Source organism: Archangium gephyra (genome assembly GCF_049060025.1).
GTDB lineage: Bacteria > Myxococcota > Myxococcia > Myxococcales > Myxococcaceae > Archangium > Archangium gephyra_A.
In genome coordinates, this window is record NZ_JBMEQQ010000002.1 from 9,570,645 (window position 1) to 9,583,596 (window position 12,952).

The 12,952-nt window shown below is 66.5% G+C and carries 11 protein-coding genes and 3 pseudogenes; 10 read left to right on the forward strand and 4 right to left on the reverse strand.

The window, feature by feature from the left end; translation table 11 throughout:
• Positions 1-11 precede the first annotated feature (11 nt).
• Entirely contained in the window at positions 12-743 is a 732-nt protein-coding gene (locus ACN28I_RS41825; RefSeq protein WP_420947468.1) for a DNA alkylation repair protein, read from the forward strand.
• 31 nt (positions 744-774) lie between these two features.
• On the opposite strand, the gene ACN28I_RS41830 is transcribed toward ACN28I_RS41825, so the two are convergent.
• From ACN28I_RS41830 to ACN28I_RS41840, 3 genes and pseudogenes are all read right to left on the reverse strand, one after another.
• Positions 775-1,557 carry a DNA polymerase beta superfamily protein gene (locus ACN28I_RS41830; protein ID WP_420947469.1) on the reverse strand — a complete coding sequence of 261 codons (783 nt, stop codon included), beginning with the start codon at positions 1,555-1,557 and terminating at the stop codon, positions 775-777.
• Positions 1,554-2,859, reverse strand: a pseudogene (locus tag ACN28I_RS41835) (DNA polymerase beta superfamily protein). The gene ACN28I_RS41830 and the pseudogene ACN28I_RS41835 overlap by 4 nt, the downstream one beginning before the upstream one ends.
• Before the next feature lie 71 nt (positions 2,860-2,930).
• Complete coding sequence (locus tag ACN28I_RS41840) at positions 2,931-3,362, reverse strand: hypothetical protein (protein ID WP_420947470.1); 432 nt, start codon at positions 3,360-3,362, stop codon at positions 2,931-2,933.
• 177 nt (positions 3,363-3,539) lie between these two features.
• Here ACN28I_RS41840 and ACN28I_RS41845 point away from each other — a divergent pair, with 177 nt between their 5' ends.
• The 9 genes and pseudogenes from ACN28I_RS41845 (at position 3,540) to ACN28I_RS41885 (ending at position 11,569) form a co-directional block, all read left to right on the forward strand.
• Positions 3,540-5,630 carry a serine/threonine protein kinase gene (locus ACN28I_RS41845; RefSeq protein ID WP_420947471.1) on the forward strand — a complete coding sequence of 697 codons (2,091 nt, stop codon included), beginning with the start codon at positions 3,540-3,542 and terminating at the stop codon, positions 5,628-5,630.
• Between the two features lie 87 nt (positions 5,631-5,717).
• Positions 5,718-6,647, forward strand: coding sequence for a DUF2381 family protein (locus ACN28I_RS41850; RefSeq protein ID WP_420947472.1), 930 nt, complete (start codon positions 5,718-5,720; stop codon positions 6,645-6,647).
• 136 nt (positions 6,648-6,783) lie between these two features.
• Complete coding sequence (locus ACN28I_RS41855) at positions 6,784-8,436, forward strand: hypothetical protein (RefSeq protein WP_420947473.1); 1,653 nt, start codon at positions 6,784-6,786, stop codon at positions 8,434-8,436.
• Between the two features lie 23 nt (positions 8,437-8,459).
• The gene (locus tag ACN28I_RS41860) at positions 8,460-9,080 is read left to right on the forward strand and encodes a pentapeptide repeat-containing protein (protein WP_420947474.1); all 621 of its coding nucleotides are present in this window, start codon (positions 8,460-8,462) and stop codon (positions 9,078-9,080) included.
• Positions 9,081-9,183: 103 nt separating this feature from the next.
• Positions 9,184-9,423 (forward strand): hypothetical protein, encoded by a 240-nt coding sequence (locus tag ACN28I_RS41865; protein ID WP_420947475.1) that lies wholly within the window; start codon positions 9,184-9,186, stop codon positions 9,421-9,423.
• An 11-nt stretch (positions 9,424-9,434) separates the two neighbouring features.
• Positions 9,435-9,836 (forward strand): annotated as a pseudogene (locus ACN28I_RS41870) (hypothetical protein); the annotation flags it as partial.
• A gap of 78 nt (positions 9,837-9,914) precedes the next feature.
• Positions 9,915-11,067, forward strand: a pseudogene (locus tag ACN28I_RS41875) (IS4 family transposase).
• 4 nt (positions 11,068-11,071) lie between these two features.
• Complete coding sequence (locus tag ACN28I_RS41880) at positions 11,072-11,353, forward strand: hypothetical protein (protein ID WP_420947476.1); 282 nt, start codon at positions 11,072-11,074, stop codon at positions 11,351-11,353.
• Positions 11,354-11,395: 42 nt separating this feature from the next.
• Positions 11,396-11,569 carry a hypothetical protein gene (locus ACN28I_RS41885; protein ID WP_420947477.1) on the forward strand — a complete coding sequence of 58 codons (174 nt, stop codon included), beginning with the start codon at positions 11,396-11,398 and terminating at the stop codon, positions 11,567-11,569.
• Here the strand turns inward: ACN28I_RS41885 and ACN28I_RS41890 are convergent.
• Positions 11,564-12,916: a hypothetical protein gene (locus ACN28I_RS41890; protein WP_420947478.1), complete on the reverse strand. Its 1,353-nt coding sequence runs from the start codon at positions 12,914-12,916 to the stop codon at positions 11,564-11,566. The two genes, ACN28I_RS41885 and ACN28I_RS41890, sit on opposite strands and share 6 nt — an antisense overlap.
• Positions 12,917-12,952 lie beyond the last annotated feature (36 nt).

The window sequence follows — 12,952 nt, forward strand, 5'->3', positions numbered from 1 at the left end:
GACTTCCACCTGTGAATACCTCCTCCTCCAAGGCCATCCGGGACGAGCTGGCGCGGGCGGCCGACCCCGAGAAGGCCGCTTTCTACCCACGATTCTTCAAGACAGGTCCGGGCGAGTACGCCGAGGGAGACGTGTTCCTCGGAGTGACCGTGCCGGAGCAGCGAAAGCTTGCCCGGCGCCACAAGGACCTTCCCCTGGAGCAACTGGGCGAGCTGTTGCGGAGTGAGGTCCACGAGCACCGGCTCACCGGCTTCCTCATCCTCGTGGCGAGATTCGAGCGCGCGGACGAGGCCGGACGCGGCCGGCTCTTCGCGTTCTGCCGGGAGCACCTGGCGGGGTTGAACAACTGGGATCTGGTGGACACGGTGGCGCCCCGGCTCGTGGGCGCGTACCTGCTCGAGCACCCGGAGCTCACGCCGCTGCTCTACGAATTCGCGCGCTCGCCGGGACTGTGGGAGCGGCGCATCGCCATCATGTCGACCCTGGCCTTCATCCGGGCGGGAGACTTCACGCACACGCTGAAGCTGGCGGAGCTGCTGCTCCACGACGCGCACGACCTCATCCACAAGGCCGTGGGATGGATGCTGCGAGAGGTGGGCAACAGGGACCTGGCGAGCGAGGAGTCCTTCCTCTCCCGGCATGCGCGGGAGATGCCGAGGACTATGCTGCGCTACGCCATCGAGAAGTTCCCCAAGGCGAAGCGCGAGCACTACCTGAAACAGAAACTGAGAGGGACGGGGTGAGGGTGTCCGTCCCCGTCCTCCCCTCCGTGTCTCAGAACCGCGAGCGCCGGAGCTCGAGCAACCACGCCTCCAGCGCCTCGGTGCCCTGAGGCTCCTCCGGGAGCACGGAGCGCTCGCGGGCGGAGTCGAGCCGCTCGAAGGCCCGCGTCACCTGGCCGCGCCAGTGCTCGGAGAGGGGCTCGGGCAGCTCGCTGCGCTCGCCACGGCGCTTCCAGGCGACGAGCTCGCCCGCCTCGCCGAAACCATAGCGGTCCATCAGCGCGGTGAGGTCCGTCTCCACCTCGCCGGTGAGCAGCGCGTGGGTGCCGGTGAGCGTGGTGCGCAGCACATAGAGGAGCTTCTTGGTGGAGCGGAAGCCCGTCTTCTCCCACTCGCGCAACTGGCCCTGGGCGAAGCCGCGGTAGTGCCGGTGCAGCCGCCGCGACAGCACGCCGCGCACCAACGGACGCACGGCCTCCAACTCGGGCGAGCCGCGCAGGGAGTGGGACCCGAGCAGCCGCTCCAGGTAGTTGCCGTTGCCCTGGAGGACGCCGAGCAGCACGGGGGCGACCTCGTTGGACGAGTAGTCCACCTCGACGCCGTCCACCACCTCCAGACGCTCGGCGGGCACGGGGCCGCGCTGCTCCAGTCGGAGCAGGTCGGCGGTGGGGGTGACGTGGATGCACTTCAGGTCCAGGTCACTGTCGGGCGAGGGGAAGCCATACGCGTGCGCGCCCGAGAGCGACACGACGAGGTGCCACCGGCGCGTGGACTCCTCGTCGAGCACGGCATGGGCCACCCGGGTCTGGTGCTCCGTCATCAGGGTAGCGGTCATGACTCTTCCTCCTTCCATTCGACGGCCGGAGGCGCGGGGGCATCACGGCCGAGCGGCCCGGGTACCTGGAGCACCCAGCGCCGCGCGAGTTCCTCGCCCACGCGGCGCAGCAGGCGGTCCGCGCGCCCGTAATCCGGGAGCTGTGGCAGCTTGCTGGTGCGGTGGGCCTCTTCCAGTTCCGGTGCGAGGGCCTCGGCGTCGCGCAGCACCTCCTCCAGCGGGACGCGGCCGGCCTTGATCTCCAACATGCGCGCCTTGTAGGTGCCGGTGACTTCGAAGGTGGGCACTCCCTCCCGCAGCCACCCGGTGGCGAGCACCACCAGGCGCAGCAGGTTGTAGGCGTTCTTCGGGCGCAGCTCGCGAGCGCTGGGAGGCCGCTGGCCGCCACCGCGCGCATAGCGGGTGAGGGCGGCGAAGTCGTTGGCCTCGATGAGGCCCTGGTCCCACAGCGAGCGGTAGAGCTGCTTGAGGTACGTCTTGGCCGCGAGCAGCGCGTCCTCGGGCGAGGGAGCGGAGCGCGGGGAGATGGCGGCGAGCCGCCGGGCCACCTCGTCGAGGCCGGGCGCGGGCTCCTCGCACAGCCACTCGAGTACCAGGTCCCGGTGCTCGGCGAGCCGCTGGCTGCGCGTGAGCTTGTCGAGCTGGCTCATGGCATACCGGCCGAAGCTGCCGAAGATGGCCTTGGACACGAAGGCCTCGCGCTCGGCGAGGAGCCACTCTCCCAGCTCGTCCGAGGCGCGGGCGCTGGGGACGAAGAGCATCTCCAGGGTGTTGGGGTCGGCGCGGAGGGCCTGCTCCACGGCCTTGGAGAGCTTCCCAGAAGGTGTGGCTGCCATCGGCGCTGACGAGGTCGCGCGCCTTGTCGGCGAGGCCGAAGTGCCAGGGCAGGGGCAGGCCGAAGACGCCGCGCATGTCGACGTCGGAGGCCTCGTTGGCAAGGCCCCAGGCCTGCGAGCCCACCACGGTCTCCAGCACCACGCAGGGGCGCAGGGCGTCCCAGGTGGCGGCGCGCCGGAGCGCGAACTGGAGCTGTCCCGGCTTGCGAGGCACCAGCTCATCGCGGGCGTACCAGAGCTCGCCCACGCCGACGATCTGCACGTCGAAGCCGCCGCCGCGGGCGCGCACCACGCGGCCCACCACGCCCTGGGGGATGTGCCGGTCACCGGCGACGCGCTCCACGCGGGTCGTCACCTCGGTGCCGTGGGGGAGGGGGACGGAGAGCTTGTCCACCTGCTCGTAGCCACGGGGACGGGCGGTGCCCTCGGCACGGTCCTGCTCGGGAGTCTTGGATCCGCGGGTCATGGACGCCTCCGGGTGGGGAGTAGAGGATACCCAGGGACGTGACAGGCGCGGACTCCTGACTCAAACCCGCATCAGAACGTCGCGAGCGACAGCACCGGGCTGCGGCGTTCCACCGCCTGCCGGGCGAACTTCACCAGCTCCGAGAGGAATTCACGCAGATCCTCCGGGCCGTGGTTCTCCTGGTCCATCCGTTCCGCCCAGGCGTTGACGAGCCCGGGCACGTTCGAGTCCGTCACACGGGCCAGCATCTGGATGAAGGGCTCCACCACGCGCGCGATGATGAGCCCGTCTTCCTCCCGGAAGATGAGCGGCTCCTCCAGGGTGCGCTCGTCCGTGATGTCTTCCGTGCCCCGGAGCGCGGCGGAGAGGGCCATGAGCTCCATCTCGATGAGCGGGAGCTCGAGGTACGTCCAGTCCTCCGGGGAGTGCTCCTCGGTCGTGACGATCGACTCGATTGCCTCCACTTCGTCTTCTGTCGCGATGAACCAGGTGGTGACTTGCATGAAGGGTCTCCAGATGTGGAGGTGCTTGTCTGAGACGAACCTATCACCACATGACGTAAGAAGTAGATTTTCTCGTCCAGTCCTCGGAGGAAGGTTTGGATGGGGCCTGCGCGAGGAGTTGCCCGCCACGGGAGAATCCGCCGAGTCATGTTAGCCTCCTCACCTCGGAGGTGGGCCTTGTTGAGAGTCAGCGCGCGGGTGTACAGGCTGCCCGAGCCCGGGGAGCTGGTGGGCCAGTACCGGGTGATGGGCCCGCTAGGCGAGGGCGGCCAGAGTCATGTCTTCCTGGCCGAGTGCGCGGGGCGCTCCTGTGTCCTCAAGTTCTTCCGCGACTACCCGGACAACCCCTGGGGCGAGCTGGAGATGGATATTTTACGCCACGTCCAACACCCCAACGTGGTGCGGGTGCTGGGCCATGGGCGCTGGCCCTACCCGGACGAGGGCTACTTCTACCTCGTCATGGAGTACGTGGAGGGACTGCCGCTGCTGAGGCATGCCCTGGTGCACAACCCCTCGGCGCGCGAGGCCGCCACGCTGATGCGGGAGGCGGCGGGGGCGCTCGCGGTGGTGCACCGCCAGGGCGTGCTGCACCGGGACGTGAAGCCGGACAACCTGCTGGTGAGGACGGCGGACGGCGCGCCCGTGTGGGTGGACTTCGGGGTGGGCCACCTGGAGGGCCGCCCCACGCTGCCACGGTGGGGGCGGCTGCCGCTGGGCACGCCCGAGTACACCAGCCCCGAGGCGTACCGCTTCCTCGCGGAGCACCCGGAGAAGAGCACGCGCTACCGGCCGGGCGTGGCCAACGAGGTGTGGGCCTTCGGCGTCACCCTGTACGAGCTGCTGACGGACAGGCTGCCCTTCGGCTCGAGCATGAGCAACCCCCTCATGGTGAAGGACATCCGCACCCGCACGCCCCTGGCGCCGCACGAGGACAACCCAGGCGTACCGGTGGCGCTGAGCCGGGTGTGCCTGTGGCTGCTGGAGAAGGAGCCCGGGGAGAGGCTGGCGGACATGGATGCGGTGGCCGCGGCGCTGGAGGCGGCGCTGGCCGGGGCGGGGGAGGACTGGGACGTGCCGCTGATGGACCCCTTCGCCCCCCAGGTGCGCACCACCGAGGAGATACCCGGCCAGGTGGTGGACCGCGACTCGCGTGAGCGCTTCCTGCGGCAGGTGGTGGCGGCGATGCCCCGGCGCGGGCGGGGGCGCAAGGTCCGGCGCCAGCCAGCGCAGCAGGAGGTGCCAGCCGCTGCCCTGGTGCCAGCGCAGCAGGAGGCACCTGTGAATCAGGAGGCGGCAGCGCGGCAGGAAGCGCCGGGGGTCCCCCTGGCACCAGAGTCCCCGGTGTACGAGGTGGAGGGCGCCGCTGCCCTCGTGGCGCTCCCGCCGTCCCCTCCTGTCCACCGGACGCCCCCGGGCCCGCGGGCGCGTGTGCTGGCCGTGACGCTGCTGGTGGGCGCGCTGGTGCTGGCCGGCACGTGGGCCCTGCTCTCCCGCCCGGATGCTGGGGCGGAGCGCCCACCGGCCCCCGCTCCCCTGGCGGCACCGCTACCTCCTGGGGGGTGGGCGGGCTCCCCGACACCGCACCCCGGACTTGTCCGTGAAGTGGCGGCGCCGGAGGGGCCGTCCGAAGCTGGAGGGGGCGCGGCCACTTCCCCCGGCTCATCCCCCGCGCCCCCCTCCGCCGCCATGCCTCGCGAGAACGACACCCGCCCGAATCTCCAGCAGAAGCCCGCCCCCAGGCCGCAACGCCCGGAGCCGGGCTGTGTCCCCGCCCGTCAGGAGCTGTGCCTGGTGGGCCTGTGCACCGTGCTCCTCTCCGGCTGCACCAGCACGCCCCAGGTGGTGCGTCCCCCGCCCCGGGCCGCCGACTGCCCTCCTGGCGCCGTGAAGACGATGGAGGAGCTGGGCATTCGCATTGGCAAGACGGCCACCGCGGAGTTCCCCGTGGACGGCAGCGCCCAGCGTGTCACCGTGCACGAGTCCACTCCCATGTCGGTTCCCATCAAGGCGGGGACGGACAATCTGGGGCAGTTGGCCGGGAGCGAGCTCACCGGGCGGCTCTACCTCGGGCCCGAGCGCGTCTACGGGCGCTTCATCCAGGCCCGGACGCGCACCGGCAAGACGTACCCGGTGTGCCTGGAGCTGGTAGGGCGCACCAGTGCATGGGGAGGACCCCCGGGCGTGGACCGGAAGGACGTTGGCGGGCCCGCTGACGCCGCCGTCGTTTTCTCCACCCAGGCCGTCCGGGCGGTGGAGCGCTTCGAGTAGGCGTGGGCGGCACGGGCCCGGCGAGGTGTGGTAGAGGCCAACGCCTCGCGTCACCCCGCCTCGCCTTCCTCTGGAGGTTGACTCCCTGTGCTCCTCGCGTCCCCCGTGGGCCTGCTCGCGCTGGCCCTCCTCGCCCCCTCCCCCCAGGCCACCATGCCGTCCGCACCGGACGGGTGTGAGACGGCGAGCCCCCGCATCGAGCTGACGGCCGAGCCGCCCGTGCAGCCGCCCGTGGTGTGCATCAGCCCGGACGTGCCCCTCACGCTGCGCTTCGACACGGCGCTCCAGCCCGAGTCCGTGCGGCTGGCGGAGCGGGAGCGCTTCGCGGACGTGGCCCCCGGGCAGCAGAGCCTCATGTTGGTGCCTCCGGAGAAGCTGGAGGCCGGGGAGCGCTTCGAGCTGGAGGTGTGCTTCGCGGACGGCGCGGCCCCCGCGTGCGCCACCTTCCTCCTGCGGGCCCACCCGGCGCTGGGCCTGTCGCAGGTGAAGATGTTTCGTGCGCCCCGCCCGGTGGAGTCCTTCCGGGAGGGGGAGAAGGCGGCCCAGGCCGAGGCTCGGCAGTGCCAGCAGGAGGTGCGTCAGTTGCGCGCGGAGCGCGGCGCACCCGAGGGGTTGAGGGGCGTGCTTGCCTCCGGGTTGCTGGTAGAGGGGCGCATTGCCTTCAAGGACCTGATGGAGAGCGTCACCGAGGCCAGGAGCAACGCCCTGCGCTTGAAGGAAGCCCGCAGCTACCGCGCCGAGGGCCGGGTGGCGGTGGACCTATGGCTCGACAATCCCGGCGCTGTGCCCTGGGTGGCGGCGGGCGCGGTGCTGCGCGGCCCCAAGGGCGAGGTGCTGAAGCCGCTGCCCCTCTGGCAGCAGGAGGTCCTCCCCACCGAGCCCGGTGCCAAGGGATGGCGCCACGTGGTGGTGGAGGTACTGGCCTCGGAGGAGGAAGCCCGGGGCACGTACACCCTCGTGCTCTGGGATACGGAGCAGAAGCGCACCGTCACCCTGGGCCACGTCACCTTCCCCTAACGCCCGCGCCTCCCCGGCCAACCCTCCACGTCCTGCACCACTCCACCTACCTGGCGTCTTGACGGTCGCACCCGTGTTTCCGTGTACTCCCGGAAACCCCAACACCAGCCCCCACGGTTGGAGGAAGCGGTGCGGCATGTCCCTCCCTCTGAGGCATCACCCCGCGGCGGGCATGTCGCCGCGCCGCGGGTGGATGTGGCTCGTGCTGTGCCTCGTCTCGGCGTGTGCGACGGGCCACCCTCCGGGCGGCACGCTGACGGGGAGCCTGCGCGCCGTGTCGCTCACGCCGCCACCAGAGCCCCGGGAGGCGCCCACCTCGGAGCCCGGCCTGGAGGGGGCGGTGGTGTATGAGGTGGCGGTGCTTCAGCCGGGCCGAGGCACCACCCGGCCCGTACCGGTGGCTCGGGTGGACTTCCAGCGCGCGGTGCAGCGCATCGCCCGTGAGGTGCAACACACCGGCAGGAGCCCGCGCGAGGCCGCGCGCGAGTGGCTGAAGGGCCAGGTGGAGCAGCACCCGGAATGGGAGCAGTTGAGCGGGACGTGGGTGGCCAAGGTGTACAAGGGCCAGGTGCTCTCGCTGGTGCCGGTGGACGAGGACAACCGGCTGACACCCGAGGCGGACGCGGAGCTGCGCGACAAGTACCTGCTGTGGTGCACCCGGGCCTGGGGCGGAGGCGACTGCCTGCGCCTGTTCGACGACGGGCCCTCCCTGCGCACCGAGGACCGGCGCACGCTGGCGCTGGCCCTGGCGTTCGGCTCGGTGCTGGAGGAGACGAAGGCGGCGCTGGGGCGGGAGCTGAGCCCCCAGGTGCTGATGGCCTCGTGCATGTGGGCGCTCGGCACCTATATGGCCCTCTGGCTGGTGCCCGAGCCGACGACGAAGCTGCTGGCCGCCGGGCTGTCTGTCGTGCTGGTGGCATGGCTGGGCGTGGACATGCTGTGGGGGCTGATGGACGGCTGGGCCACCATGGCCGCCCGGGCGCACGAGGCCAGCACCTTCGCGGAACTGCGCGAGGCGGGCGAGGGCTTCGGCCGGGTGCTGGGCACGGACGCGGCGCGGGCGATGATTCTGGCGGTGGGCGCACTCACCGGGCGCACGCTGGGGGAGGTGGCGGCGAGGGTGCGCACGCTGCCGGGCTACGGCCTGGCGAGTGCCCAGTGGCAGGCGCAGGGTGGGGCCGCGGTGCTGGGGCGGCTGGAGGTGATGGCGGCCCAGGAGAGCGCGCTGGCGCGGGCGGTGGTGGCGGTGGAGACGGTGGCGGCCACCCCGCACGGCCCCCTGGCGGTGGTGATGCTCAAGAAGGGGCAGGGCGGCGGGGCGTCCTCCGGGGGCGGCTCCTCGGCTATCGTCGCCATCCGCCACCGGGGCGGCAACCTGCAGGTGATTCTACCCAACGGGCAGCGCTGGCATCTGCCTCCTGGCTATTCCCTCCACGACATCCCCGTCGTGGACGAGGTGGGTGACAGGCTCCAGAGGGCGGTGACCGAGGCGGCCCAGCAATGGGGGCCACACCGGCTCTCGCCCAGAGAGCGTCAAGCTATCAAGGAAGCCTTGAACCAGGGCGAATACTGGTTGGCGCACCTGCTGGAGCGCGAGTCCCGGGGCCGCTTCGTGCACGAGACGGTGAAGGCCCAGTTTCGAGGAGTACTTCAGTTCAATACCCAGGGAGTCGACGTGACTGACCTGAGCAACAACCGAAAATACGAGATTCTCTCCGGAACGGCGTCGAACCTCTCTCGGCATGGTCGCCGGATGGCGGGCGATTTCTTCCGGATGCTTACCTTCTGAAGAAGACCCGCATGAGGTCGTCCATGAATGTCATCATCGAGAACAAGGAGCTTGAGAACGAGCGGTTGGAGCTGACGGACAAGGACTCGGTCTATTTTCTTGGACCCAACCTGACCCTGCGCAACTGCACCGTCCTCCTGAAGGTATCAGCCAGGAACCTCATCATCATTGGGGCACAGTTCACCGACTGCACCTTCGAGGTGAAGCAGGAACTGAAGAACCACCAGCAGTGGATAAAAGCCTCGCTCAAGGGCTGCCGCTTCAAGGGGCGGCTGTCGGGGTGCGACTTCGGGCACTGGCCCGAGTACGGGAAGGAGCCGGAGTACCAGCTAGGCTCCATCGAGGACTGCGACTTCTCCGAGGCGCGTCTGGACGGCTGCCGCTTCCATGGTTGTGACACCACGACCCTACGGTTTCCCAAGTGGCCCTGCTTCACCTTCCTGGACCCTGTTGGCAGAAGCCGCCAATTGTCCACCGTACGGTGGCCTGGAAGTATCGGCCGTGTTGTGATTGAGGATCTCGCCGACTACCCGCCTTCCACATCCGCACTGACTTGGTTCGCTCCTGATTTCGCCAAGAGGAGCAGGGCCACACCGGAAGAGCTCAGAGCCGTCATTGAGCAGTTCGACTTCATCGTCTACTGATTCAGAGCCTGGGCGACAGGCTCCAGAGGGCCGTGACCGGTGCGGCCCAGCTCTGGGGCCGCACCGGCTCTCGCCGAGAGAGGCAGACGCCATCAAGGTCGCCTTGGACCAGGGTGAATACTGGCTGGCGCACGTGTTGGAGCGCGAGGCCCGGGGCCGCTTCGTGCACGAGACGGTGAAAAAACAGTTCGAGCGGCTCTACCGGTTCAAACCGCGGGGAGTCGATGTGGAGGACCCCTCGCCCGGGGGATTCAAGTACGAGATTCTCTCCGGAACGGCGTCGAACCTCGCACGCCATGGCAGGCGCATGGCGGGCGAGTTCTACCGGATGCTCACCTTCTGAACGGAGCGGCGATGGATTGGCTCGGGAATGTCGTCTTCGAGGAGCGGGAAATCGAGAACGAGCGGCTGGAACTGACGGATAAAGAGGCCAACTACATCCTCGGTCCCAACCTGACGCTGAAGAACTGCACCCTCGTGCTGAAGGTGTCCGCTCGACGCTTGAGCCTCCATCAGGCCCGGTTCATCAACTGTACTTTCGAGGTGAAGCAGGAGTTGAAGAACTATCAGGACTGGATAAGAGCCTCCCTCAAGGGCTGCCGGTTCAAGGGGCGGCTGTCGGGGTGCGACTTCGGGCACTGGCCCGAGTACGGGAAGGCGCCGGAGTACCAACTGGGATCCATCGAGGATTGCGACTTCTCCGAGGCCCGCCTGGATGCCTGCCGCTTCCACGGGGATGACCCCCTGAGGCATCCCCTCATCTAGCAAGCAGGCGAGGAAGCGTGTATCTGGCCATATGGTTTGAGCAGTAGGGTCATGGATGTTACCGGAGAAGTGGGTACTCAAGCCATCAACGAACAGCAGGTGCACGAATTCCTCGCCGGACTCTTCGGAGAAGACCTCCACGCCAAGAGAGTCCTGTCGCTCTCCCTGGCGACGCTGGGCGTCATCCACGCCGCGAGCCTCTCGGTGTACGCCATCGGGCAGGCGCTGGCAGTGGCGAGGGGGAAGAAGGGCAAGCACGGGGTGAAGCAGGTGGACAGGTTGCTGTCCAACACGGGAGTGGACGTGTGGCACCTGCTTTCTCTCTGGGTGCCCTACGTCATGGGACAGCGAACTGAGGCTGTGGTGGCCTTGGACTGGACGGACTTCGACGATGACGACCACACCACGCTGGTGGCCTCGCTGCGCACAGGACACGGGCGCTCCACGCCCCTGGTGTGGCTGACGGTCCACAAGTCCGCGCTCAAGGGAATGCGCAATGACGCCGAAGACAGCGTCCTGCTGCGGCTGCGGGAGTTGATTGCGCCCGAGGTGAAGGTGACGATTCTGGCCGACCGGGGCTTCGCGGACCAGAAACTCTATGCCCTGCTCGAGCAGTTGCGCTTCGAGTACGTGGTGCGCTTCCGCCAGCGAATCATCGTCACCAGCGCGCAGGGAGAGCGCCGGACGGCAGCGGAGTGGGTGCCCACCTCAGGCCACCTGCGCAAGCTCAAGGGCGCACGCGTCACGGCCGATGAGGTGGAAGTCGCCGCGGTGGTATGCGTGAAGAAGAAGGGCATGAAGGAGCCCTGGTGTCTGGCAACCAGCCTGGGGGAGAGCCTCCGGAGCCCAGGTGGTGACTCTCTACAGCGGGAGATTCACCATCGAGGAGAGTTTCAGGGACGTGAAGGATTTGCGCTTTGGCATGGGCCTGTCCTCCTTCCGAATCGCGGAGACGGACAGGCGTGACAGGCTGCTGCTACTGAGTGCCTTCGCATGTGCCCTGCTGACGCTGCTGGGGGCTGCTGGCGAGAGCCTGGGTATGGAGCGCCACCTCAAAGCCAACACCTCCAAGAAGCGCACCTACTCCCTCTTCCGCCAGGGCTGCATGTACTACCAGGCTCTGCCCAATATGCCCGAAGCCCAGTTGCGGCCTCTCATTGAGCGCTTCGCCCAACTCGTCTGTGAACAGCTCGTTTTCCGTGAAGCTTTCGGCCTTATATGAGGGGATGCCTCAGGATGACCCCCGCAGCCTCCGGTTTCCCAAGTGGCCGTGTTTCACGCTCCTGGATCCTATCCGTCGAGCCGACGAGCTCCGCAACCTCAAGTGGCCGGATGGGTTTGGCAGCTCGCTGATATCCCTGTTGGATCAGAGTCCGGAGAAACGCTACAAGCACCCGCGCTCCACGATGGCCTTGAGCTACTACGCTCCCGCTGAGGCGAAGCGGTTGGCCATCACGGAAGAGGTGTTCAAGGCTGCCATCGGGAAGTGCGACTTCATTGTCTACTGATTCAGGGCGAGGAGCACCCGCCCCGCCTCGTGGCGTGTCGACGTGGAACGAAACGCCACGGGGCTGATGGACGGCTGGGCGAGCATGGCCAGCCGGGCGCATGGGGCCAGCACCTTCGGCGAGTTGCGCGAGGCGGGCGAGGGCTTCGGCCGGGTGCTGGGCACGGACGCGGCGCGGGCGATGATTCTGGCGGAACTCACGCGCATAGATCTATAGGCGAATTATTTGTTCCCCATTTTTGAATACAGAAATAGGGCCATCTTCGGATATCTTAATGGAAAGGCCGTATTCTGCTGCTGCCCTTGCTGCTTGTGTTCGTCCTCCACCGGCTAGAGACTTAGCAGCAGAGCTAGAGATATCGATAATGTCTCCACAGCCGATGAGTATGCCGGATTTTGATACTGTTGTTAACCCATCTGAGGAAAGGATTCCGAGTGCTGAGTTTGAGCTGACGAGTTCTTGGAATGAGCGATTGAGAAATGATTTTCGAAGTGATTTCCCTAGGTCCGAACCATCGATTACACCAATGATTTTGGGAATTCGTGTGTCGTCGTCCGGAATGAGTAGGGCGGCACCCAGTCGTAGATCGGAAAGCGTGTATGCGACGGAGGTTAGGGTTGATGTTAGATCCTTGGAGCATCCGTGATCTTCCAAAATGGATTCTAATATGGATTTGTCACGTAGATGCCAATGGTTCTTCTCCCAGCGAAAATGAATCCCCCCCGACATGTGGATGTTTACATCGCTGTTGTTACCGACATACGTGACCCACACTCGCCCTGGCATTTGTTCCACGAGCGGAGAAATGTGTAGGTGTGAAGATCTGTCGATGACGCCGAAATTCTTGGGGGTTGTATTGGAGATGATTCCGTGAATTCTTTGTAGATTGTCAATGAGGTAGAAGGAGTTTTTTCCATCTACGTATCGAAAAGAAGCCGGGCTACTGAAGTGTGTGGGTGCTAGGCGGATTGCTTCAGGAAAATGCGTGAAGCCGTAGGGTGTGTTTTTGATTCTTGGTAGATAAAGCTGAGGTTGCGAGGTGTATATGAACCCGGACGTGCAGAGGGTTCCTTCGTATCGCCGGTAGGTTAATTCTTGAAGCTGGGTTATAGTGAGTGCTGGTGTCCAATAAGTGCTGGCGTGACCACCACGCAAGAATTTGTATATAAGTAGATGTTCGAGAGAGAGGCGTCCAGAGATTCGTTGAGCCAATTGTAGATTTTTTGAGGGGGCAGGAGTTAATAGGCCAGCCAGTGCATCTGGAAGCCTTCCAAGGACTTTTAGTTCGCGTCGGGTGAGTGGTGTTGATGGTCGCGAGATTTCAATGGTATATGCCTCTTCGCCTGATGTGTTGATCCATATTGTGAACTGATTGTCGGAGTGGGTTCCTCCCGCATGCCCGGATATCCCTTGTTTGTTGAACCCACGTTCTTTTTGGAGGGATGCGAGCGTTGTGTTTCTGCATTTGACGTTTGTGCTCGGGATTAGTTCATGAATTGCGGTGAGTACGCCCTCGATGAACTGGTTGGGGTGTTGCACTGTGTTTGAAGATTTAGATGCCATGGTGTGAATTCTTTGGTCTGTTCTGTTTTCTTGGTG

Bases quoted from the DNA above. Each gene is read 5' to 3' on its own strand.
- ACN28I_RS41830 (WP_420947469.1), bottom strand. From the start codon at position 1,557: ATGACCGCTACCCTGATGACGGAGCACCAGACCCGGGTGGCCCATGCC.
- ACN28I_RS41840 (WP_420947470.1), bottom strand. From the start codon at position 3,362: ATGCAAGTCACCACCTGGTTCATCGCGACAGAAGACGAAGTGGAGGCA.
- ACN28I_RS41855 (WP_420947473.1), top strand. From the start codon at position 6,784: ATGTCCCTCCCTCTGAGGCATCACCCCGCGGCGGGCATGTCGCCGCGC.
- ACN28I_RS41860 (WP_420947474.1), top strand. From the start codon at position 8,460: ATGAATGTCATCATCGAGAACAAGGAGCTTGAGAACGAGCGGTTGGAG.
- ACN28I_RS41880 (WP_420947476.1), top strand. From the start codon at position 11,072: ATGCCTCAGGATGACCCCCGCAGCCTCCGGTTTCCCAAGTGGCCGTGT.
- ACN28I_RS41890 (WP_420947478.1), bottom strand. From the start codon at position 12,916: ATGGCATCTAAATCTTCAAACACAGTGCAACACCCCAACCAGTTCATC.